The sequence below is a fragment of the Wenzhouxiangella marina genome (assembly GCF_001187785.1).
Lineage (GTDB): Bacteria > Pseudomonadota > Gammaproteobacteria > Xanthomonadales > Wenzhouxiangellaceae > Wenzhouxiangella > Wenzhouxiangella marina.
Genome location: NZ_CP012154.1, coordinates 445,066 through 465,371, shown reverse-complemented (window position 1 = coordinate 465,371; position 20,306 = coordinate 445,066). Strand labels below are relative to the sequence as shown.

The window sequence follows — 20,306 nt, the reverse complement described above, 5'->3', positions numbered from 1 at the left end:
CGCGGGAGACTCCGGCAACGAAGCGGGTGATCGACGCCTTCGATCACCGCCCCGGGAAAGCGGATGGCGGGCCCACGAGGGACCCGCCATCGAATCGCCGAGCAATCAGTAGCGGTAGTGCTCGGGCTTGTAGGGACCTTCGACGGCCACACCGATGTAATCGGCCTGCTCCGGCTTGAGCTGGGTCAGGCGCGCACCGATGCGGGCCAGGTGGAGGCGGGCGACCTTCTCGTCGAGGTGCTTCGGCAGGACGTAGACCTCGTTGTCGTAGCGATCACCGTTCTTCCACAGCTCGATCTGAGCCAGGGTCTGGTTGGTGAAGGAGTTCGACATGACGAAGCTCGGATGCCCCGTGGCGCAGCCGAGGTTCACCAGGCGACCGCGCGCCAGCAGGATGATCCGCTTGCCGTTCGGGAAGGTGATGTGATCGACCTGGGGCTTGATCTCGTCCCACTCGTACTTCTCGATGCTGGCCACGTCGATCTCGTTGTCGAAGTGACCGATATTGCAGACGATGGTCTCGTCCTTCATGCGCATCATGTGGTCGTGGGTGATCACGTTGTAGTTGCCCGTGGCGGTGACCACGATGTCGGCCGCTTCCAGCACGCCTTCATCGTCGATGTTGACCACCTTGTAGCCTTCCATGGCGGCCTGCAGGGCGCAGATCGGATCGACCTCGGTCACCCAGACGTTGGCCGACAGGGCTCGCAGGGACTGGGCCGAACCCTTGCCGACATCACCGTAGCCACAGACGATGGCGGTCTTGCCGGCGATCATCACATCGGTGGCGCGCTTGATCGCGTCGACCAAGGACTCACGGCAGCCATAGAGGTTGTCGAACTTCGACTTGGTCACCGAGTCGTTGACGTTGATCGCCGGGAACTTCAGGCTGCCTTCCTTCTGCATGCGGTACAGACGGTTGACCCCGGTGGTGGTCTCCTCGGTCACGCCCTGGATCGATTTCAGCGCTTCGCTGTACCAACCCGGGTTGCTGCTCAGGCGCTTCTTGATCGAAGCGAACAGGGCCCGTTCCTCTTCGCTGCCCGGGTTGTCCAGGATCGAGGGATCTTCTTCGGCCTGGGCACCCAGGTTCAGAAGCAGGGTGGCATCACCGCCATCGTCCAGGATCATGTTGGCGGTTTCGCCATTCGGCCACTGGAAGATGCGGTGCGTGAACTCCCAGTACTCGACCAGATTCTCGCCCTTGAAGGCGAACACGGGAATCCCGCGAGCGACCATCGCCGCTGCCGCGTGGTCCTGGGTCGAGTAGATGTTGCAGGAGGCCCAGCGCACATCGGCGCCGAGCTCGACCAGGGTCTCGATCAGGACGGCGGTCTGGATGGTCATGTGCAGGCTGCCGGCAATGCGGGCACCTTTCAGCGGCTTGTCGGCCGCGAATTCCTGACGGGTCTGCACCAGACCGGGCATTTCGGTCTCGGCGATTTCGATCTCCTTGCGACCGAAGGCCGCCAGGCTTTCGTCGGCAACGCAGTAGTCCTTGTCGGTCGGCGCGATGCTGTCGTCGAAGAGCACGCTCTTCGCTTGGGTTTCGGGGTTGGCGCTCATTGGAGTCCTCTTTCGAATTCGGTATGGGTTGAAGGCTTGAGATCAGAGTCCGGCGGCAGCGCGAAGGGCATCGGCCTTGTCCGTGCGCTCCCAGCTGAAGGTCGTGAACTGCTCTTCGACCTGCTTGCCGTCACGGATGACCTTGGCCGAGGTCAACACCGGCTCGCGGCCGAAGTGACCATGCGTCGCGGTCTGACGGTACATCGGGTGGAGCAGATCCAGGGCCTTGAGAATGCCGTAGGGGCGCAGATCGAAATGCTCGCGGATCAGGGCCTCGATGCGCTCCTCGGGGATCTTGTTGGTGCCGAAGGTGGTCACCGAGACCGAGGTCGGCTCGGCGACGCCGATGGCATAGCTGACCTGGAGTTCGCACTTATCGGCCAGGCCGGCGGCCACCACGTTCTTGGCCACGTAGCGTGCGGCATAGGCGGCGGAACGGTCGACCTTGGACGGATCCTTGCCGGAGAAGGCACCGCCGCCATGGCGGGCCATGCCGCCATAGGTGTCGACGATGATCTTGCGGCCGGTCAGGCCGGCGTCGCCCACCGGGCCCCCGATGACGAACTTGCCGGTCGGGTTGATGTGGTACAGAGTGCCCTCGTGCAGCCAATCGGCCGGCAGCACCGGATCGATGATGTGCTTGCGCACGCCCGCACGGATGTCCTCGAGGCTGACGTCCTCGTCGTGCTGGGTCGACAGGACGACGGCGTCGATGGCCACCGGCTTGCCGTCCTCGTAGCGCAGGGTGACCTGGCTCTTGGCGTCCGGACGCAGCCAGGGCAAGGGATTGTCGGCCTGCTTGCGAAGCCGGGTCTGCTGCTCGACCAGGCGGTGGGCGTAGAAGATCGGGGCCGGCATCAGGACGTCGGTCTCGTTCGAGGCGTAGCCGAACATCAGGCCCTGGTCACCGGCACCCTGGTTTTCCGGGATCTCGCGGTCGACGCCCTGGGCGATGTCCGGCGACTGCTTGCCGATCATGTTGATGACCGAGCAGGTATTGCCGTCGAAGCCGACGCGGGACGAGTCGTAGCCCACATCCACGACGACCTGGCGGATCAGTTCTTCGAGATCGACCCAGGCCGTGGTGCTGATTTCACCACCGACCACGACGGCGCCGGTCTTGATGAAAGTCTCGCAGGCCACGCGGGCGTGCTGGTCCTGGGTGAGGATGGCATCGAGAATGGCATCGGAAATCTGGTCGGCCAGCTTGTCCGGATGCCCTTCCGAGACGGATTCGGAGGTAAACAGATAGGCGCTCATGGTCGGAATGTATCTTTTGATCAGGATAGAGAGATATATAGTGTACCGCAGGGCGCGGCGCATTGCATCAAGGCACCGTCATGCGGGCACGGCCCGCTCCCTCGCCCAGGCTCGGAGCGACGCGATCGACTCGCCCCGAAGGACCGACAGGGGTCGCGTCCGGGCGAGTTCCTCGCTCAGATGCTCCATGGCCAGGGTCACGCCCTGGGCATGGGCCACGTACAGCGCGGAGACGACCAGGTGTTCGAGCTCCGCGCCGGAAAACCCTTCCGTGGCTTCGGCCAGACGATCGAGGGGATAGAGCTCGGGCTTGAGCTCGCGCCGGCGAAGGTGGATCGCCATGATCTCGGCCCGGGTGGCGCGCTCCGGCAGATCGACGAAGAACACCTCGTCGAAGCGTCCCTTGCGCATCAACTCGGGCGGCAGGCGACTGATGTCGTTGGCGGTGGCCGCCACGAACACTCGCGAGCGATGCTCGGACAGCCAGGTCAGGAAACTCCCGAGCATCCGCCGCGAGGTTCCGCCGTCGCTGTCCGAGGTCGCCAGGCCCTTCTCGATCTCGTCGATCCACATCACACAGGGCGCCATCAGTTCGGCCGCCTTGAGGGATTGACGAAGGTTGCGCTCGCTCTGGCCGTGGTAGCGATCGAACAGGGTCGCGAAGTCGAGGTGCAGCAAGGGCACCCCGAACAGGCCGGCCGCGGCGCGTGCCGCCAGGGACTTGCCGCAGCCCTGGACCCCCAACAGCAGCATCCCCCGCGGTGGATCGAGCCCCGGCGGCGCCTCGGCCGAGCGGAAAACGCCGGCCCGCAGCTCCAGCCAGCGACGCAGATTGGCGAGACCGGCCACCTCGCTGAAGCGGGCGGTTTCCAGCTCGAAGTTCAGCACGCCCCCGGGATCGAGCAATTCGAACTTGGCCTGCATCACCGGCTTCAGATCGCTGTGATCGAGCACGCCATCGTCGAAGATGGCATTGCGGGCCAGGCGACGGGCATCCTTCATCGTCAGGCCCTGCAGGTTGTTGATCAGCTGCACCAGAGCCTCTTCGCAGATCTCGGCGGGCTTCAGGCCACGCTCGTTGCCCCAGCGGCTTGCCTCCGCGCGCACCATGGCTTCGAGGGTGGCGGGCTCGGGGGCCTGCAGGTCGAAGCGCCGGGACAGGGCGGTCAGCTCCGGCGGAAGCGTGATCTCGGGACTGATCAGCACCACGGTCGGTGCCTGTCGGTCGTCGGCGCGGCGCCCGATCTCACGGAGCTGGCGCACGATCACCGGGTCGTCCAGGTAGGGGTGGAAGTCCATCAGCAGGACGAGGGCCCGATCGCTGCGCTGGGCGATATGGGCCAGCGCCTTGCCGGCATCCGCGAAGTCCGGGGCCATCACCAGATCCCGGTCGGCCCGCACCAGGCCCCGCGTGGCCGTCCAGATCAGGACCGGTCGGTGCATCTGGTGCCGGAGGGCCATGAACAGCGCATGCGCATGCGGCTCATCATGGCTCTCGATCACGATCAGGGGGGTGCCGGCCCGGATCATCGAGGCCAGTGAGGCCAGCTCGGCCGGGTTGACCGGCGCATCGGGCAGAAAATCCAGCTCCTTCAAGTCTCAAGCTCCATCGATCTATTAATAAGAATCCCCCTCGGATCGCCCTTCATTGTGCCCGAGACCGGGGCCGAAACGGGTCCGAATGTTTTGGATAATCACATCGGTGTTGGTAATATTGACGGCTTATGCGCTACCTAATCTCACTCTCTCTGTTGTTGGCCGCCCTGTGGCTCGGCATCTCCGGTGTCTACAAGCCGCTGATGTTCATGCTCGGTGCCGCATCGGTCCTCGTGGTGGTCTGGCTATCGCGACGGATGGACGTGGTGGGCGTAGAGCACAACCCTGCGCTGTACTCCTGGCGCCTGCCGGTCTACTGGGCCTGGCTGGTCGGCCAGATCATCAAGGCCAATTTGACGGTTGCCAAGCTGGTCCTGAATCCGGCTCGGATCCGTCCGCAGATCGTACGCGTGCCGGTGCCGCTCGAGAGCAAGGTCGCCAAGGTCACCTATGCCAACTCCTGCACCCTGACACCGGGCACCGTGACGCTCCAGCTCGAACCCGATGAGTTGACCGCACACGTGCTCGACGCGGGCTCGGCCGAGGATCTGCAAGCCGGCCACATGGCCGCACGCATCGCCTGGCTCGAACAACACGACCAAGGGGCAAAGTAGTCCATGAACACCGTGCTTGTCCTGACCACTCTGCTGGTCTTCACGACCATGGCCCTGGCACTGGCTCGAGCCCTCAAGGGCCCGACCATCTACGACCGCATCCTGGCCGTGAACGTGTTCGGCACGAAGACCGTGCTGGTGGTCGCCCTGATCACCCTGATCACCGGGCACGCCGACCTGGTCGACGTTGCCCTGGTCTACGCCCTGATCAACTTCATCGCCGTGGTCGCCGTGCTCAAGCTCGTCAAGATGGGCGACCTCGGTGAAGCCGGCGAAGGAGACATCACCGATGGCTGAGCTGGCGATCGACATCCTGTCCTGGATCCTGCTGCTGACCGGCGGCGCCTTCGGAGTGATCGGCGGTCTCGGCCTGGTCCGCTTCCCCGACTTCTACACGCGACTGCATGCGGCCGGCGTGGCCGACACCCTGTGCGCCCTGCTGATCGTCGGCGGCCTGATCCTGCAGGCGGGCTTCAGCATCCTGACCCTCAAGCTGGCGCTGATTCTGCTGTTCCTGCTGTTCACCGCACCGACCGCCAGCCATGCCCTGGCGCGCGCGGCCCTGGTCGACGGTGTGGAGCCGAAGGTCGACGCCGAAACCCGGAGGACGCCGTCATCGAAACCCTGATCGACATCGGCCTGCTGATCTTCCTGATCATCATCGCCGTGGCGGTGGTGCGCAGCCGTGACCTGTTCACGGCGGCCATGCTGTTCGCCATCTATTCCCTGCTCTCGGCGGCGCTGTTCACCGTGCTCGACGCCGGTGACGTGGCCCTGACCGAGGCCGCCGTCGGTGCCGGCATCTCGACCATCCTGGTGCTCGCCTTGCTGGCCCTGGTGCCGCGACAGGAAGCGCCGCCGACGCGCTCGAACTGGCCGGCCCTGGCCATCGTGGTGATCACCGGCGCCGTGCTGATCTATGCCACCGCCGACTTCCCGGAATTCGGCCGGGCCGACAATCCGATCCAGACCCACGTCGCGCCCTATTACATCAATGAAACCTACAACGACATGGGCGTGCCCAACATCGTTGCCGCGGTCCTGGCCAGCTATCGTTCGATCGATACCCTGGGCGAGGGCTTCGTGATCCTGACCGCCGGCCTGGCCGTGTACTCGTTGCTGGCCACGCGCCGGCGCCGGCCGCAGCGCCGCAAGGAGTCGCGAGAGTGAGAGAAAACGGCATTCTGCGCATCGTCGCGCGTTTCCTGATCCCGCTGATCATGCTGTTCGCCCTGTACATCCAGTTCCACGGCGAGTATTCGCCCGGCGGCGGATTCCAGGCGGGTGTGGTGTTCGCCGCCGCCTGGATCCTGTTCGTGCTGATCTATGGCCTGGACGCGGCCCTCGACGTCATTCCCGAGCGAGCCATGTACGTGCTGATGCTCGTCGGGGTCATGCTCTACTGCGCCGTCGGCATCGCCGGCGTGCTCATGGGTGGGCATTTTCTCGAGTACACGCCGCTGCTGGACGATCCGAAGGCGGCCCAGCAGTTCGGCATCATCACCGTCGAATTCGGCATCGGCATCACCGTCGCCACCGTGGTCATGCTGATCTTCACCCTGTTCGTCCGCCGGCGCGAGCTGCTGACCGACTCCGAGGAGCAAGGCTGATGGGCTGGTTGGGACACTTCAACTACTGGGTGGTCGTGGTGCTGATGATGATCGGCTTCTACGCCGTTGTCGCCCGCGGCAACATGGCCAAGAAGATCATGGGTCTGAACCTGTTCCAGACCTCCGTGTTCATCATGTTCATCTCGGCGGGCAAGATTCTCGGCGGTTCGACCCCGATCCTGCGCGAGGGGGTGGAGGTCTATTCCAACCCGCTGCCTCACGTCCTGATCCTGACCGCCATCGTGGTCGGCATCGCGACCACGGCCGTGGGCCTGGCCCTGGCGGTCCGCGTGCGCGAGAACTTCGGTTCGATCGAAGACGATGAACTGAGCGAAGACGATCCCATCGACGACGAGCCGGCCCGATGACCCTGAATGAACTGATGCCCTTCAGCGTGCTGGTGCCGCTGATCGCCGCACCGATATGCGCGCTGCTGCCCGGTCGCTTCCTGCCCTGGCTGCTGGCCATGCTGGCCACCCTGTGCTCGGCCGTGATCATGGCCCAGGTGCTGCCCGCGGCGATCGACGAACCGATCCGCTACGCCTTCGGTCAATGGGCCCCGCCGATCGGCATCGAATTCCGGACCGATGCGGTCAACGGCTTCATCGGCCTGCTGGTCAGCGTGATGGCCGTGGTGATCCTGCCCTGGGCGCGGATCAGCGTGAACCAGGAAGTGCCCGAGAACCAGGGCCTGTTCTACGCCCTGTTCCTGCTCGCCTTCTCCGGCCTGATGGGCATGACCATGACCGGGGACGCGTTCAACCTGTTCGTGTTCCTGGAAATCTCCTCGCTGTCGACCTACGCCCTGGTCGCCCAGGGTCGAGCGAAGGCCGCGCCGCTGTCGGCCTTCCGCTATCTGATCATGGGCACCCTGGGCGCGACCTTCTACCTGATCGGGGTCGGTCTGATCTACATCATGACCGGCACCCTGAACATGCTCGACCTTGCCGAGCGCCTGCCCGAGGTCGCCGACACGCGGGCCGTCCAGGCGGCCTTCGGCTTCATCCTGGTCGGGGTGGGCGTCAAGCTGGCCCTGTTCCCGCTGCATCGCTGGCTGCCCGGCGCCTACGCCAACGCGCCCTCGGCGATCACGGTGTTCCTGTCGTCGACCGCCACGAAGGTGGCCGTCTACGTGGTCCTGCGCCTGGTCTTCACCGTCTTCGGGGTCGATTTCGCCTCGTCCATGCCCTACGGTGAAATCTTCTTCATCCTCGGCCTGGTCGGCATCCTGCTGCCCTCGGTCTGGGCCATCGAGCAGGACAACGTCAAGCGCCTGCTGGCCTATTCCAGCGTGGCACAGGTCGGCTACATCATCCTGGCCATCAGTCTGCTGTCGGTCACCGGCCTGGCCGCGGGCCTGGTCCATCTGTTCAACCACGCGGTGATCAAGGCGGCCCTGTTCATGTGCGTCTGCACGGTGATCTACCAGACCGGCTCGGCGCGCATCGAAGCCTTCCAGGGCCTGGGCCGTCAGATGCCCCTGACGATGCTGGCCTTCGTGCTGGCGGGACTGAGTCTGATCGGCGTGCCGCTGACCGCCGGCTTCATCAGCAAGTGGGTGCTGATCGAGGCCGCCATCGCTCAAGGTCTCTGGCTGGCCGTCGCCGTCGTGCTGATCGGCTCGCTGCTGGCCGTCATGTACATCGGCAAGGTGGCCGAAGCCGCCTGGCTGAAGCCGGCACCCGAAGGCCGGCCTCCCGTGCGTGAGGCGCGCCTCGGCCTGCTGCTGCCGATGTGGATCCTGATCGTCGCCAATTTCTACTTCGGCATCGATACGCGACTGACCCTGGACGTGGCCTATGAAGGGGCCCGCATCCTGCTCGGAGGCCAGCCATGAACCCGAACCTGCTGATCCCCGCGCTGATCCTGACACCCCTGATCGGCGCGGTACTGATCGCGTTGACCGGGCGCTGGCCCAACATCCGCGAAGGCGTCACCCTGACCACGGCGGCCACCCTGTTCGGCCTGGCCACCCAGCTGATCCGGCCGGTCGTCGACCGCTTCGAGGTCGGCCTGACCGTGGCCGAACCGGTACCCGGCCTGGCGATCGCCTTCAACCTCGAACCCCTGGGCCTGATCTTCGCCCTGCTGGCCAGCCTGCTGTGGTTCGTGACCTCGGTCTACGCCATCGGCTACATGCGCGGCAACAAGGAGCCTCGCCAGACCAGCTTCTACGTCTTCTTCGCGATCGCCATCAGCGGCGCGATGGGCGTGGCCACCGCCGGCAACCTGCTGACCCTGTTCATCTTCTACGAAGTGCTGACGATCAGTACCTGGCCGCTGGTGACCCACAAGCAGAACGACGCCGCCCGCGCCGGTGGACGCACCTATCTGGGCGTGCTGCTGGTGACCTCGATCGGCCTGCTGCTGCCGGCGATCATCTGGACCTGGTCCGTGGCCGGCACCGTCGACTTCACCCAGGGCGGCATCCTCTACGGCCTGATGGGTCCGGGCAGCGCCGCCATCCTGCTGGCGATGTTCGTGCTCGGCGTCGGCAAGGCCGCCGTCATGCCCGTGCATCGCTGGCTGCCCGCCGCCATGGTCGCGCCGACGCCGGTCTCGGCCCTGCTGCACGCCGTGGCCGTCGTCAAGGCGGGGGTATTCACCATCACCAAGGTCGTGATCTACATCTTCGGCCTGGACTTCCTGGCCGAAGTCCCGCTGGAGAAATACCTCATCTATCTGGCCGGCTTCACGGTCGTGGCCGGTTCGGTCATCGCCCTGAAGCAGGTCGAGATCAAGCGCATGCTCGCTTACTCGACGATCAGCCAGTTGAGCTACATCGTCATGGCCGCCCTGGTGCTGGCGCCCTTCGCCGAGATCGGCGCGGCGGTGCACATCGTGGCGCACGCCTTCGGCAAGATCACCCTGTTCTTCTGCGCCGGCGCGATCTACATCGCCTCGAAGAAGACCCGGGTCGACCAGCTGCGCGGCATCGGCCTGCGCATGCCCCTGACCATGATTGCCTTCACGATCGGTGCCCTGTCGATGATCGGCGTGCCGCCGACCGCCGGCTTCGTGTCGAAGTGGTACATCATCGCCGGCGCCTTCCAGGTCGAGAGCTACTTCACCCTGGCGGTGCTGATGCTCTCCACCGGCCTGAACGCCGCCTACTTCCTGCCGATCGTCTTCCGCGCCTTCTTCCGGCCCGAGGACGAACGGCCCGAGATCGACCATGGTGAAGCGCCCTGGCCGATGGTGACCGCTCTGTGCGTCACCGCGGTCCTGGTGCTGGCCTTCTTCGTACTGAACGGACCCATCGTGGACATCGAAACCCGCATTCTCGAGGTCGCCCCATGAGCCAGGATCGCGAACAGGCCCTGCGCGAGGGCGCCAAGCACTGGCTGGTTCAGCCGCGCACCATCCGCATCCTGTGGTGGGTATTCGGCGTGATCCTGGCCCTGACCGTCGTGGCCCAGCGGTGGGTGCACGTGCACGCCCATTTCGGCGTCGATGGCTGGCCCGGCTTCTATGCGGCCTACGGCTTCCTGAGCTGCGTGGCCATGGTGCTGTTTGCCAAGGTGCTGGGCTGGTGGCTCAAGCGCCCGGACGACTACTACATCGAACCGACCCAACTGGCACCGAGCGCGCTCGACGAGGACCTCGAAGAAGCGATCAAGCAGGGCAAGGAGACTCCGGGCAATGTTTGAGTTCGTCATGCCACCGGCCTTCGTGATGATCACCGGCGCCCTGGTCGTCGCCCTGTCGCGCGAGGCCATTCGCCCGGTGCTGGCACTGATCACCCCGCTGATCACCCTGTATGCCGTTTGGCAGGTGCCCGATGGCGTCCAGCTGACCACCACCTTCCTGGGCTACGAGATCCAGATGGTCGAGGGCAGCGACTTGCGCCGCCTGTTCGCCACCGTCTTCGCGATCATGGGCTTCGGCGGCGTGCTGTTCGCCTTCCGCCAGTCGAAATGGCACGAGCTATCGGCCGCACTGATGTACGCTTCCGGCGCCATCGGCGTCAGCTTTGCCGGCGACCTGATCACCCTGTTCATCTTCTGGGAGCTGATGGCCCTGTTCTCCACGGTGGTGGTCTGGTGCGGCGGCACGGAAACGGCCCGTGCCGCGGGCATCCGCTACGCCATCATCCACCTGGTCGGCGGCATCATCCTCAAGATCGGTATCGAAGGGTTCTACGTCGCCACCGGCTCACTGGAGATCCAGGCCCTGACCCTGGACAGCTTCGCCACCTGGATGATCTTCATCGGTGTGCTGATCAACGCCGCCGCGCCGCCGATCAGCGCCTGGCTGGCCGACGCCTACCCGGAATCCAGCCCCATGGGCGGGGTGTTCCTGTCGGCCTTCACGACCAAGACCGCGGTGCTGGCCCTGATCCTGCTGTTCCCGGGCCAGCCCCTGCTGATCTGGATCGGCCTGTTCATGATCTTCTACGGGATCATCTTCGCGCTGCTCGAAAACGATATGCGTCGGATTCTCAGTTATTCGATCGTCAACCAGGTCGGATTCATGGTCACGGGTATCGGCATCGGCACCGAGCTGGCCCTCAACGGCGCCGCTGCCCACGCCTTTACCCACATCATCTACAAGGCCCTGCTGTTCATGAGCGCCGGTGCCGTGCTCTACCAGACCGGCGTGCGCAAGTGCTCCGAGCTCGGCGGCCTGTTCCGGACCATGCCGCTGACCACGATCTGCGGCACGATCGGCGCCCTGGCGATCTCGTCCTTCCCCTGGACCTCGGGCTTCATTTCCAAGTCGATGATCTCGTCCTCGGCCGCCTACGAGCATCTGAGCGTGGTCTGGTTCCTGCTGGTGGCCGCCTCGGCGGGTGTCTTCCTGCACGCCGGCATCAAGTTCCCCTGGTTCGTGTTCTTCCAGAAGGACTCGGGCCTGCGCCCGCCCGAGGCGCCCTGGAACATGCGCATCGCGATGATCCTGTTCGCGGCCGGCTGCATCGTGCTCGGAGTCTTCCCGCAGCTGCTCTACAGCCTGCTGCCCTACCCGGTCGACTACGTGCCCTACACCGCTGACCACGTCGTCACCCAGCTGCAGCTGCTGCTGTTCGCCGGCCTGGCCTTCTTCGTGCTGCTGCCCCTGATGAAGCGCACCGAGACCGTCAGCCTCGACGTTGACTGGATCTACCGCCGCGCGATTCCGGCGCTGTCGGGCAAGATCGATCGGGCCCTGGGGCGGGCGAGGGAAGCACTGGTGCGAATGGGACTGAGTGCCGGCAGCGTGATCGTCGCCGGTCTTCGTCAGAACAGCTACCGGTATTTCTCGAGCCGAGCGCCAATGGGTCACACCGCCTTCTGGATGGCCGTGGTCCTGGCAGCGTTCCTGGTGCTGAGCCTATTGGTCTGAGGCCCGGATCCGCGCTGGCAGAGGCAGCAGCGCGGCTCATCCGGCGGAGCGTCAGTCGTTCCGTCGCTCTCTGCGAATGACTCGATACTCGACGTCGATGGTCTGATCCTGGGCCGGCTTGTTGCCGCCCATTCCCAACCAGCGGCGCAGGGTCAGCACGACTCCGCCGATGATGGCCAGGCCCGCCGCCACGGCGAGAAAGACCAGGCCGAGCATCAGGCTGAGACCAAGAATCGCCAGACCGAGCAGCACCAGACCGAAGCGGGCCAGGGGACTCTGTGGCGGCTGATAGAATTGCCGGAAAGGATCATTCATACCTAGGGAAGACTGCGTGGACGAAGCCAAGTTCCTCTGTGATTCGAATCAACTGGTCGAAGGCCAGTATGTCGAACTGCAGATCGACATGGATCGGGGCCCGATGTTCATGGTCGGCACCCGCCATCGAGGCGAGCCTCGCGTCTGGATGAACAGCTGCCCGCACCAGGGCCGCCCCCTCAACTGGGCACCGAACCAGTTCCTCAAGGACGATCAGGGACAGCTGGTCTGCGCCGCCCACGGAGCGGTGTTCGAGCCCGACGCGGGCCTTTGCGTCTCCGGACCCTGCCGAAACGCGTCGCTTACTCCCGTCGAGGTGCGAGAACTCGACGGACGAATCCAGCTGGAACCCTGCGCTCCCGAGGGCTGAGCCCGGGTCACGGCGCCGTCGCGTTTGCCGATCATGGGAGCGCTGAGCTACAGTAGGCGCAGAGCATGCCGAACGGGAGTCGATGCCATGCGCCATTTCTCAGCCCTTCTTCTGGCCTCTCTTGTGGCCCTGAGCCTCGCCGCTTGCCAGCCGGCCAGCGAGCCCGCCCCCGAAGCCGAAAGCACAACGGCCGCGGCCGAATCTCGATCCGCCCCCGAATGCCATCTCTCGATGGGCTGGGACCCCTGGGAGCCGTACCACTTCTCGGCTGCCGGCGGTTCCGTGCAGGGCCTGGACGTCGAGCTGGTGCGCATGATCGGTGAGCGGATCGGCTGTCAGTTCGACCTCGTGCAAGGCAATTGGGCCGACCTGCTGCACCAGCTGCAAAGCGGTGGGCTCGATGTGCTGGCGGGCGCCACCCGCACTCCGGAGCGCGAATCCTTCGCGCGCTTCTCTATCCCCTATCGGGAGGAACGCTTCGCCCTGTTCGTGCGCGGCGACGAGCTCGATCGCTGGGCCGGACGCCCGCTCGAGACCTTGCTCGAGGACGGATTCCGCGCCGGCATCACGCAAGGCTATGTCTATCCAGAGGCGATCTCGGCGCTGCAGTCCGACCCCCGCTTCGAAGGGCAGTTCATCGAAGCCCCGATCGGTGAGCTGAACTTCAATGCCTTGCTCGACTACCGGATCGACGGCTTCTTCGAGGACCCCTTCGTGGCCGCCGCCATCCAGCGGCGACGCAGCGCCGGCGAGGCGATCGAGCCCCTGGACCTGGACTTCGGTTCCGGTGAAGTGCAACTCCTGTTCAGCCGTCAGAGCGTGGCCGACGAACAGGTCGAGGCAGTCAATGCCGCGCTACAGGCGATGAAGGACGACGGCAGCTACGCGGCACTGCTGGAGCGCTACCTGAACTGAGTGCTCGGGGCCTCTGGCCCCAAGCATCATCATCTGGGGAAGCCCTGAACAACCCTACCCGCTCCAACCGGGCAGGGTCAGACCGTCCTTAGTGGACCAGGTTGACCATCGCCAGCATCACGACCGTGTACAGGAGGCTCATCAGGCCACCGACGCGGATGAAATCCTTCACCTTGTAGCCCCCGGGGCCCATGATCAGGGAGTTGACCGGGTGGGTCGGCAGGATGAAGGCGTTGGAGGTCGCCAGGGCCACGATCAGGGCATAGACTGCGGGATTGGCATCGGTGGCCAGGGCCAGGTTGATGGCGATGGGCACCAGCAGCACCGTCGCACCGACGTTCGACATCACCAGAGTGAATACCGTGGCCAGGGCCACCAGGAGGATCTGGACGGCCAGTCCGGGCAGCCCTCCGACCAGACCCAGCACCTGCTCGGCCAGCCAGGCCGCCGTGCCGGTCACTTCCATGGCATAGCCGAGTGGAATCAGGCTGGCCATCAGGAACACGGTCTTCCAGCTGACCGACTGATAGGCCTCGTCGATGCTCAGCACCCCGGTCAGCACCATGCCCATGGCGCCGGTCAGCAAGGCGATCGACAGACGGAAATCGGTGAACAGGATCAGCACCATCGACAGCAGGAAGAAGCCGAGCGCATAGCCGACCTTCTGCGGGCGCTGCTCTTCCTTGGGAATATCGGTGGCGACGATGAAGTCCTTGTCCCGCGCCACGGCGGCCAGGTCGCGCCAGGTCGAATGACTGACCAGGCAATCGCCGGCCTGCAGGGGTTCCTCGCGGAGCCCTTCGGTCATGATGTCGTTGCGACGATTGATGGCCAGCACGGACACGCCCATACGAGACCGTAGGCGGGCTTCGGCAATGGTCTGGCCGATCAGCTTCGAGCCCGGCGGAATGACGACCTCGGAAATTCCGGCCCGGGTCGGATTGAACAGGGCGCCGAAGGTCTTCAGGCGGGGCTGCAGGCGCAGCTCGTTGGCCAGCGCGAACTCACCGACCTGGTCGCGGGTCCCCATCACACCCAGCACCGTGCCCACCCAGATCATCTCGTCGGCCGGGGGCGCCAGCCGCGGCTTGTCCGTGTTCTGGATGGCCAGGAACAGCGGTGCTCCCTCGAGCTTCTCGGCCTCGGAAATGCGCATCCCTACCAGGGGCGAGTCCACGGTGACCAGCATCTCGTAGACATCGCCCTGAATGCCATAGACCTCGGCGAAGTAATTCTTGGTTCGACCCGGCGACGCCGGCCGCTTGGTCTCCGTGTGAGGCAGGAGACGCAGGCCGAGCACGAGGAAATAGAGAATGCTGGCGCCGAGCAGGGCCAGGCCGATCGGCGTGACCGAGAACAGGCCGAACTGCTGCAGGGACTCGGCCCCGGAGGGCAGCGAGCGGTTCGAGGTCAGGATCAGGTCGTTGAGGAGGATCAGCGGCGAGGAGCCGACCATGGTGATCGTGCCGCCAACGATGGCGCAGAAACCCAGCGGCATCAGCAGACGAGGAAGCGGCAGATCGAGGCGCGCGGAGATGCGGCTGACCACGGGCAGGAACAGCGCCGTGGCGCCGGTGTTCTGCATGAAGGCCGAACTGAATCCGACGGTCGCCGAGACCATCGACATGATCCTGGATTCGGATCGCCCCCCGACCTTGACGATGAAGTTGGCGACCACGTTCATCACGCCGGTGCGATCGAGTCCCGCACCGATGATCATCACGGCGATGACCGAGATGACGGCGTTCGAGGCAAAGCCATTGAAGAGCTCATCGCCGGGCACCAGGCCGAACAGACCGATCAGCACCATGATGCAGATCGCGGCGATATCGATGCGGACGATTTCAAAAGCGAACAGGACGACCGTCAAGCCGAGCAACATGAGTACGAGAATCATGTCGCCACTCAGGGTCAGACTGCCTTCCATGGCCGCAGAGGGTCCTCGCTTCTATCGAAAAAGACGTGCTTGCCGATTACCTTAACCCATCACCTGCGCATTGGGCAGGGTTTTCTCCCGGCGATTCGACTCAGCGGCGCCGGCAGAGCAGATCGACGATCTCATGGCCTCGTCGCTGTCCACGCGTTTCGAAATGCGTCTGCGGCCGCCAGGCGGGCCGGGGCACGCCCGGATCGCCAAGCAGCTCGAACGCATCCACTTCGGCCAGGGCCTCGAGCATCCACTCGGCATAGGGCGTCCAGTCCGTGGCCAGATGAAGCAGACCGCCGGGCCGCAGTGCCTCGGCGAGACGCTCGAGGAAGGGCGCCTGGATCAAGCGGCGCTTATGGTGGCGCTTCTTCGGCCAGGGATCCGGAAAGTAGATCCGTACCTGTTCGAGGCTTCCCGGAACCACTTGCTCGGCGAGCACTTCGACGGCATCGCGCATGGCCACGCGGACATTGCTTAGCCCCCGGTCATCGATGGCTTTCAGCAGGCGCCCTACGCCGGGCTCATGCACTTCGATTCCGACGAAATCGAACTCGGGCTCGTTGGCCGCCATGTAGGCCATGGCCTGGCCATTGCCACAACCGATCTCGACCACCAGCGGCGCATCGCGTTCGAACAGTGCTCGCAGATCGCGAACGTCGGCAGCAACGCCATATTTCGGAAGGAGCTCGTCGAGGGCGCGCTGCTGTCCGGGGGTCAGGCGACCCGGCCGGCGCACGAAGCTTCGAACGCGCCGTGGCCAACCGACCTGATCCAGTTCCTGGTCTTGATCATCAGTCATGTTCGAGGGCTCCGTGCCGCCGGACGAGGCAGCCCCTGCACCGGTTCCGGGCGAGAAGAATAGTCATACGCGTAGTGTACAAGCCCCACCGTAAGGAATCGGGGCCGGAAGCTCGGCCGACTCAGCTTGCTTCCATCTTGAGCAGCCACTCGAAGATCGCCATTCGCGTCGCCACGCCCATCCCTACCTGATCCAGGATCAGGGACCGTGGACCGTCGGCAACGGCCGAATCGATTTCCATGCCTCGGTTGATCGGCCCGGGATGCAGAATCCGGCAATCGGGTCCGGCCAGCGCGAGATGCTCGGGCCGCAGACACCAGTGCCGGGCATAGTCGGCGGGATCCGGCCAGGCCGTGCGGTCGATGCGCTCGTGCTGCACCCGCAGCATCATGACCGCATCGGCATCGTGCAGCGCTTGCTCGAGGGAACCACAGACCTCGACCTGCTCGTCATCGACCCAGTCAGGCAACAACTCCGACGGGCCGGCCAGACAGAGATGGCCCAGGCCGAGCCGGCGCAGCAGGGCGATGTTCGAACGCGCCACACGCGAATGACGGAGATCGCCGACGATGCTCAGCTTGGCCTCCGGCCAGTTCAGGCCGGAGCGTTCCAGGGTCGCGGCGTCCAGCAAGGCCTGGCTGGGATGCTCACCCTGACCGTCGCCGGCATTGAGCAGGTGCATGGGTCGCAGCAGTTGGCCCGCCAGTTCCGCCACCGCACCGGTGTCGGGGTGGCGCAGGACCAGGGCATTGACGCCCATGGCGGCCAGGGTCGCGGCCGTATCGACCAGGGTTTCGCCCTTCTGAGTGGACGATCGAGCGAGCTCGATATTGACGACGTCCGCTCCGAGACGGCGTGCCGCCAGCTCGAAGCTGACCCGGGTTCGCGTGCTGGCCTCGTAGAACAGGTTGGCCACGCAGAGATTCGGGCAGCGAGCGTTGTTCGTCCCCGAGGCGTGCTCGAGTGCGCGATCGAGGAGCCAGCGGATGTCCTGATTGCTCAGTCCGGCGATATCGAGCAGATGTCGGGTCGAAATTTCAGACGATTCCATGGTCACGCATCCAGGCATCGAGAATCACCGCGGCCGCCAGGGAATCCAGGCTGGCCGCATCCTTGCGACGAGCGCGACCGGAACGACGGCGCTCCGCAAACTGGCGGGCCGCCAGCTCCGAGGTCATGCGCTCGTCCTGGAGCTCGACTTCGACGGGCGCCACCTGCTCGGCGAGGCGGCGGGCAAAGCGGCGCACCTTGCGGCTCATTGCTGATTCAGCACCGTCACCGGCCAGGGGCAGACCGACGATGATGCGATCCGGGCGCCACTCCTCGATCACCGAGCTCAGGTCCTGATCGAGCCGCTCGGGGGAGGTGTTGGGCAGCGGCGGCAGGGGGCGCGCCGTGCCGGTCATCGGGTGGGCCATGGCCAGACCGACCAGGCGCTCACCGTAATCGATCGCGAGCCAGGGCCCGCCTGTCCGCTCAGGCATGGCCACCGGCCGGCTGCAGACTGTCGACGTCGATGCCGAGGCTGGCGACCGCGCTCGCCCAGCGCTGCTCCACCGGCAGGTCGAACACGATCTCGGCCCTGGCCATCACGTTCAGCCAGGCGTTGTCGCGCATCTCGTCTTCGAGCTGCCCCGCACCCCAACCTGCGTAACCCAGGGCCAGCAGGAACTTGTCGGGACCCGCGCCTTCGGCGATGGCTTCGAGGATGTCGCGCGAGGTCGTCACCGCGATACCCGGGCCCACCTGCATGCTCGAGTCCCAGTCGGGTCGCCCGCTGTGCAGCACGAAGCCCCGCTCGGGATGCACCGGACCACCCTCATAGACCCGTCGCTCGGCGAGGGACTCGTCGTGGCACTCGATACCGATCTGCTCGAGCACGTCCTTGAGGGTGAAATCGGAGGGGCGATTGATCGTGATACCCAGAGCGCCTTCGTCATTGTGCTGGCACAGGAGCGTCACCCCGCGGGTGAAATTGGGGTCTTCCATGCCCGGCATGGCGATCAGGAACTGTTGTTCGAGGTAACTCACGGGCGCATTCTATCACCCGCCGAAGCCGGTCAATACAGGCCCGAGCGCGCCGAGAACTGCCAGGTTCGCGTGATCGTCAGAACGTCCACCTCGCGAGTGATCTCGGGGGGCAGCGGCGCGAAGGGCGCGGACAGGCGGACGATGCGGACGGCGGCCTCATCGAGAATGTCGTAGCCGGAAGATCGGAGCACGCGAATCTGCTCGACGCTGCCATCGGGCAGCACGTCGACGCTGAGCACCAGGGCCCCGTCGAGGTTCATCCGCCTGGCCTGCTCCGGGTAATTCAGATTGCCGACCCGCTCTACCTTGGATACCCAGGAGCGCATGTAGCCGGCGTACAGATGCTCGCGGGTATTGGCGGAGATGAACTTGCGCCGCAGGCGATTCGGAAAGTCCTGCGTCTCGGCCAACCGGTCGGGAGAGGCTCGAGCAACGGCAAGGGACTGCTGGATCAGCTCGCGCGAATCCACCGGGTCATTGCGCGTCATTTCGCTGGGCGTCGGTTCGGGCAAGGCGTCGTCCGCAGCCTCGACCGCCACCAGCTCGGACGGCGTCTGCTCGATCGTCTGCTCCTGAGCAAGCTCCTGGATCGGCTCGGGCTGCTGGTCAGGCAATACTTCGCCGCTGGGGACCGGCTCGGCCGGGCGCTTCAGATCGGGGCTGTCACCACCGCCACGCTGGGATGCCTGGGCCAGAAAGTCGGCCTCGTCCGGCGGCGTCTCGTTGGCCCACTGGACCAGGATGACATCCAGTGCCGTGGGCACCTTGTCGGGCCGCCCGGTGAACAGATCGAAGTGGACCAGGCCGATGGCGACCACATGCACCCCGATGGCCACGGCCAGGGCCAGGGCCAGGGAGTCACCGCGCGCGGACAGGTGCCAGCTGGAGGTCATGGATCGATCGCGTCGAAAAGATCACCGATGATATTGAGCCCGAATTCGGCGTCGAGTTCACGCACACAGGTCGGCGAGGTCACGTTGATCTCGGTCAGACGCTCTCCGATCACATCCAGACCCGCGAACACGATGCCATGCTCCAGCAGCACCGGACCGACCGTTTCGGCGATCCGGCGGTCGCTGTCGCTCAGCGGGCGGCCTTCCCCGCGCCCACCCTTGGCGAGATTGCCGCGGAAGTCGTCACCGGTGGGGATGCGCGCGAGTAGATAGGGCACGGGCCGGCCGTTGACGATCAGGATTCGCTTGTCGCCCTGGTCGATCTCCGGCAGGAATTGCTGTGCGATGGCCAGATGTCGCCCGCCATCGGTCAGGGTTTCGAGAATCACGTTCAGATTGGGGTCGTCGGCCCGGGTCAGGAAGATGCTGCGCCCGCCCATGCCATCGAGGGGCTTGAGCACGGCTCGGCCCTGCTCATGAACGAAGCGCTTGAGATCGGCCGACCTGGCGCTGACCCGGGTCGCCGGCATCAGATCGGGAAAACGGGCGATCGCCAGCTTCTCGTTGAAGTCCCGGAGCGCCTGTGGCCGATTGACCACCAGGGCACCCTGGCGCTCGGCCTGCTCGAGCAGATAGGTCGCGAACACGTAATCGGCATCCACCGGCGGATCCGAGCGCATCAGCACCAGATCATCCGGACCCAGGCCACGTTCGACCTCGGCCCCCAGAGTGAACCAGTCCTCGGCATCCTCTCGCACGCGAACCGGCCGCATGGCCGCTCGTGCCTCCCCACCTGCGAGGCTCAGCCCATCCTCATTCATGTAGAACAGGGCATAGCCGCGGCGCCGCCCTTCCAGCAGCATCGCGAAGCTCGTGTCCTTGGCGATCTTGATGAGGGAAATATCGTCCATGACGACGATCAGATTCTTGCGCATACTCACTCTCGCGTGGAGTCCAGCCTGTGATGCAGGCCACATTGACGACCGGTTTTATGGCAAAAAGTCCTTTTCCGCCATAAACTTGAGATAACCTATTCTACCGGATTGGCAAATCCTGCAAAGATCGACTAACCTTAGGCTTCAGCA

The 20,306-nt window shown here is 65.0% G+C and carries 23 protein-coding genes; 12 read left to right on the top strand and 11 right to left on the bottom strand.

The window, feature by feature from the left end; translation table 11 throughout:
- Nucleotides 1–105: 105 nt before the first annotated feature.
- The 3 genes from ahcY to WM2015_RS01940 all read right to left on the bottom strand — a co-directional run bounded on the left by ahcY (nucleotide 106) and on the right by WM2015_RS01940 (nucleotide 4,422).
- Nucleotides 106–1,566, bottom strand: a complete 1,461-nt coding sequence (gene ahcY / locus WM2015_RS01950; protein ID WP_082169351.1) for an adenosylhomocysteinase — start codon at nucleotides 1,564–1,566, stop codon at nucleotides 106–108.
- A gap of 42 nt (nucleotides 1,567–1,608) precedes the next feature.
- A complete protein-coding gene (gene metK, locus WM2015_RS01945; protein WP_049724455.1) occupies nucleotides 1,609–2,826 on the bottom strand; it encodes a methionine adenosyltransferase in 1,218 nt (405 codons plus the stop codon).
- A gap of 78 nt (nucleotides 2,827–2,904) precedes the next feature.
- The gene (locus WM2015_RS01940; protein WP_245609796.1) at nucleotides 2,905–4,422 is read right to left on the bottom strand and encodes an AAA family ATPase; all 1,518 of its coding nucleotides are present in this window, start codon (nucleotides 4,420–4,422) and stop codon (nucleotides 2,905–2,907) included.
- Between the two features lie 128 nt (nucleotides 4,423–4,550).
- Here WM2015_RS01940 and WM2015_RS01935 point away from each other — a divergent pair, with 128 nt between their 5' ends.
- From WM2015_RS01935 to WM2015_RS01890, 10 genes are read left to right on the top strand one after another with little or no spacing between them, the layout of a single operon-like run.
- On the top strand, nucleotides 4,551–5,036 hold the full coding sequence (locus WM2015_RS01935) for a Na+/H+ antiporter subunit E (protein WP_082169350.1): 486 nt from the start codon (nucleotides 4,551–4,553) through the stop codon (nucleotides 5,034–5,036).
- A gap of 3 nt (nucleotides 5,037–5,039) precedes the next feature.
- A complete protein-coding gene (locus WM2015_RS01930) occupies nucleotides 5,040–5,333 on the top strand; it encodes an MrpF/PhaF family protein (RefSeq protein ID WP_082169349.1) in 294 nt (97 codons plus the stop codon).
- The gene (gene mnhG, locus WM2015_RS01925; protein ID WP_049724453.1) at nucleotides 5,326–5,664 is read left to right on the top strand and encodes a monovalent cation/H(+) antiporter subunit G; all 339 of its coding nucleotides are present in this window, start codon (nucleotides 5,326–5,328) and stop codon (nucleotides 5,662–5,664) included. The genes WM2015_RS01930 and mnhG overlap by 8 nt, the downstream gene beginning before the upstream one ends.
- The gene (locus WM2015_RS01920; RefSeq protein ID WP_049726936.1) at nucleotides 5,652–6,206 is read left to right on the top strand and encodes a DUF4040 domain-containing protein; all 555 of its coding nucleotides are present in this window, start codon (nucleotides 5,652–5,654) and stop codon (nucleotides 6,204–6,206) included. The genes mnhG and WM2015_RS01920 overlap by 13 nt, the downstream gene beginning before the upstream one ends.
- Nucleotides 6,203–6,646, top strand: a complete 444-nt coding sequence (locus tag WM2015_RS01915; RefSeq protein ID WP_049724452.1) for a Na(+)/H(+) antiporter subunit B — start codon at nucleotides 6,203–6,205, stop codon at nucleotides 6,644–6,646. Before WM2015_RS01920 ends, WM2015_RS01915 begins: the two co-directional genes overlap by 4 nt.
- The gene (locus WM2015_RS01910; protein ID WP_049724451.1) at nucleotides 6,646–7,014 is read left to right on the top strand and encodes a cation:proton antiporter subunit C; all 369 of its coding nucleotides are present in this window, start codon (nucleotides 6,646–6,648) and stop codon (nucleotides 7,012–7,014) included. The genes WM2015_RS01915 and WM2015_RS01910 overlap by 1 nt, the downstream gene beginning before the upstream one ends.
- Complete coding sequence (locus WM2015_RS01905) at nucleotides 7,011–8,483, top strand: monovalent cation/H+ antiporter subunit D family protein (RefSeq protein WP_049724450.1); 1,473 nt, start codon at nucleotides 7,011–7,013, stop codon at nucleotides 8,481–8,483. The genes WM2015_RS01910 and WM2015_RS01905 overlap by 4 nt, the downstream gene beginning before the upstream one ends.
- Complete coding sequence (locus tag WM2015_RS01900; protein ID WP_049724449.1) at nucleotides 8,480–9,946, top strand: monovalent cation/H+ antiporter subunit D family protein; 1,467 nt, start codon at nucleotides 8,480–8,482, stop codon at nucleotides 9,944–9,946. The genes WM2015_RS01905 and WM2015_RS01900 overlap by 4 nt, the downstream gene beginning before the upstream one ends.
- A complete protein-coding gene (locus tag WM2015_RS15710) occupies nucleotides 9,943–10,296 on the top strand; it encodes a hypothetical protein (protein WP_049724448.1) in 354 nt (117 codons plus the stop codon). Before WM2015_RS01900 ends, WM2015_RS15710 begins: the two co-directional genes overlap by 4 nt.
- Entirely contained in the window at nucleotides 10,289–11,971 is a 1,683-nt protein-coding gene (locus WM2015_RS01890) for a Na(+)/H(+) antiporter subunit D (protein ID WP_049724447.1), read from the top strand. Before WM2015_RS15710 ends, WM2015_RS01890 begins: the two co-directional genes overlap by 8 nt.
- 51 nt (nucleotides 11,972–12,022) lie before the next feature.
- Here the strand turns inward: WM2015_RS01890 and WM2015_RS01885 are convergent, their stop codons facing one another.
- On the bottom strand, nucleotides 12,023–12,286 hold the full coding sequence (locus WM2015_RS01885) for a hypothetical protein (RefSeq protein ID WP_049724446.1): 264 nt from the start codon (nucleotides 12,284–12,286) through the stop codon (nucleotides 12,023–12,025).
- A gap of 16 nt (nucleotides 12,287–12,302) precedes the next feature.
- On the opposite strand from WM2015_RS01885, the gene WM2015_RS01880 reads away from it, so the two are divergent.
- Both WM2015_RS01880 and WM2015_RS01875 read left to right on the top strand, forming a co-directional pair.
- Nucleotides 12,303–12,656, top strand: coding sequence for a Rieske (2Fe-2S) protein (locus tag WM2015_RS01880; RefSeq protein ID WP_049724445.1), 354 nt, complete (start codon nucleotides 12,303–12,305; stop codon nucleotides 12,654–12,656).
- 87 nt (nucleotides 12,657–12,743) lie between these two features.
- Nucleotides 12,744–13,571 carry a substrate-binding periplasmic protein gene (locus tag WM2015_RS01875; protein ID WP_049724444.1) on the top strand — a complete coding sequence of 276 codons (828 nt, stop codon included), beginning with the start codon at nucleotides 12,744–12,746 and terminating at the stop codon, nucleotides 13,569–13,571.
- Between the two features lie 88 nt (nucleotides 13,572–13,659).
- On the opposite strand, the gene WM2015_RS01870 is transcribed toward WM2015_RS01875, so the two are convergent.
- The 7 genes from WM2015_RS01870 to gshB all read right to left on the bottom strand — a co-directional run bounded on the left by WM2015_RS01870 (nucleotide 13,660) and on the right by gshB (nucleotide 20,156).
- Nucleotides 13,660–15,498, bottom strand: coding sequence for an SLC13 family permease (locus WM2015_RS01870; RefSeq protein WP_211260950.1), 1,839 nt, complete (start codon nucleotides 15,496–15,498; stop codon nucleotides 13,660–13,662).
- 100 nt (nucleotides 15,499–15,598) lie between these two features.
- Nucleotides 15,599–16,297 (bottom strand): tRNA (guanosine(46)-N7)-methyltransferase TrmB, encoded by a 699-nt coding sequence (gene trmB, locus WM2015_RS01865; protein WP_049724443.1) that lies wholly within the window; start codon nucleotides 16,295–16,297, stop codon nucleotides 15,599–15,601.
- Between the two features lie 121 nt (nucleotides 16,298–16,418).
- Complete coding sequence (locus WM2015_RS01860; protein ID WP_049724442.1) at nucleotides 16,419–17,348, bottom strand: aspartate carbamoyltransferase catalytic subunit; 930 nt, start codon at nucleotides 17,346–17,348, stop codon at nucleotides 16,419–16,421.
- The gene (gene ruvX, locus WM2015_RS01855) at nucleotides 17,335–17,781 is read right to left on the bottom strand and encodes a Holliday junction resolvase RuvX (protein WP_049724441.1); all 447 of its coding nucleotides are present in this window, start codon (nucleotides 17,779–17,781) and stop codon (nucleotides 17,335–17,337) included. Before ruvX ends, WM2015_RS01860 begins: the two co-directional genes overlap by 14 nt.
- Entirely contained in the window at nucleotides 17,774–18,295 is a 522-nt protein-coding gene (locus WM2015_RS01850; protein ID WP_049726934.1) for a YqgE/AlgH family protein, read from the bottom strand. Before WM2015_RS01850 ends, ruvX begins: the two co-directional genes overlap by 8 nt.
- Before the next feature lie 62 nt (nucleotides 18,296–18,357).
- Complete coding sequence (locus tag WM2015_RS01845) at nucleotides 18,358–19,221, bottom strand: energy transducer TonB (protein WP_049724440.1); 864 nt, start codon at nucleotides 19,219–19,221, stop codon at nucleotides 18,358–18,360.
- The gene (gene gshB, locus WM2015_RS01840) at nucleotides 19,218–20,156 is read right to left on the bottom strand and encodes a glutathione synthase (RefSeq protein ID WP_049724439.1); all 939 of its coding nucleotides are present in this window, start codon (nucleotides 20,154–20,156) and stop codon (nucleotides 19,218–19,220) included. The genes WM2015_RS01845 and gshB overlap by 4 nt, the downstream gene beginning before the upstream one ends.
- Nucleotides 20,157–20,306 lie beyond the last annotated feature (150 nt).

What these genes read in the sequence shown, in the direction of transcription:
- trmB (WP_049724443.1), bottom strand. Translation starts at nt 16,297, where the DNA reads ATGACTGATGATCAAGACCAGGAACTGGATCAGGTCGGTTGGCCACGG.
- WM2015_RS01860 (WP_049724442.1), bottom strand. Translation starts at nt 17,348, where the DNA reads ATGGAATCGTCTGAAATTTCGACCCGACATCTGCTCGATATCGCCGGA.
- mnhG (WP_049724453.1), top strand. Translation starts at nt 5,326, where the DNA reads ATGGCTGAGCTGGCGATCGACATCCTGTCCTGGATCCTGCTGCTGACC.
- WM2015_RS01870 (WP_211260950.1), bottom strand. Translation starts at nt 15,498, where the DNA reads ATGGAAGGCAGTCTGACCCTGAGTGGCGACATGATTCTCGTACTCATG.
- metK (WP_049724455.1), bottom strand. Translation starts at nt 2,826, where the DNA reads ATGAGCGCCTATCTGTTTACCTCCGAATCCGTCTCGGAAGGGCATCCG.
- WM2015_RS01930 (WP_082169349.1), top strand. Translation starts at nt 5,040, where the DNA reads ATGAACACCGTGCTTGTCCTGACCACTCTGCTGGTCTTCACGACCATG.
- WM2015_RS01850 (WP_049726934.1), bottom strand. Translation starts at nt 18,295, where the DNA reads ATGCCGGGCATGGAAGACCCCAATTTCACCCGCGGGGTGACGCTCCTG.
- WM2015_RS01935 (WP_082169350.1), top strand. Translation starts at nt 4,551, where the DNA reads ATGCGCTACCTAATCTCACTCTCTCTGTTGTTGGCCGCCCTGTGGCTC.
- gshB (WP_049724439.1), bottom strand. Translation starts at nt 20,156, where the DNA reads ATGCGCAAGAATCTGATCGTCGTCATGGACGATATTTCCCTCATCAAG.
- WM2015_RS01875 (WP_049724444.1), top strand. Translation starts at nt 12,744, where the DNA reads ATGCGCCATTTCTCAGCCCTTCTTCTGGCCTCTCTTGTGGCCCTGAGC.
- ruvX (WP_049724441.1), bottom strand. Translation starts at nt 17,781, where the DNA reads ATGCCTGAGCGGACAGGCGGGCCCTGGCTCGCGATCGATTACGGTGAG.
- WM2015_RS01885 (WP_049724446.1), bottom strand. Translation starts at nt 12,286, where the DNA reads ATGAATGATCCTTTCCGGCAATTCTATCAGCCGCCACAGAGTCCCCTG.
- WM2015_RS01910 (WP_049724451.1), top strand. Translation starts at nt 6,646, where the DNA reads ATGGGCTGGTTGGGACACTTCAACTACTGGGTGGTCGTGGTGCTGATG.
- WM2015_RS15710 (WP_049724448.1), top strand. Translation starts at nt 9,943, where the DNA reads ATGAGCCAGGATCGCGAACAGGCCCTGCGCGAGGGCGCCAAGCACTGG.
- WM2015_RS01845 (WP_049724440.1), bottom strand. Translation starts at nt 19,221, where the DNA reads ATGACCTCCAGCTGGCACCTGTCCGCGCGCGGTGACTCCCTGGCCCTG.
- WM2015_RS01890 (WP_049724447.1), top strand. Translation starts at nt 10,289, where the DNA reads ATGTTTGAGTTCGTCATGCCACCGGCCTTCGTGATGATCACCGGCGCC.
- WM2015_RS01905 (WP_049724450.1), top strand. Translation starts at nt 7,011, where the DNA reads ATGACCCTGAATGAACTGATGCCCTTCAGCGTGCTGGTGCCGCTGATC.
- WM2015_RS01900 (WP_049724449.1), top strand. Translation starts at nt 8,480, where the DNA reads ATGAACCCGAACCTGCTGATCCCCGCGCTGATCCTGACACCCCTGATC.
- ahcY (WP_082169351.1), bottom strand. Translation starts at nt 1,566, where the DNA reads ATGAGCGCCAACCCCGAAACCCAAGCGAAGAGCGTGCTCTTCGACGAC.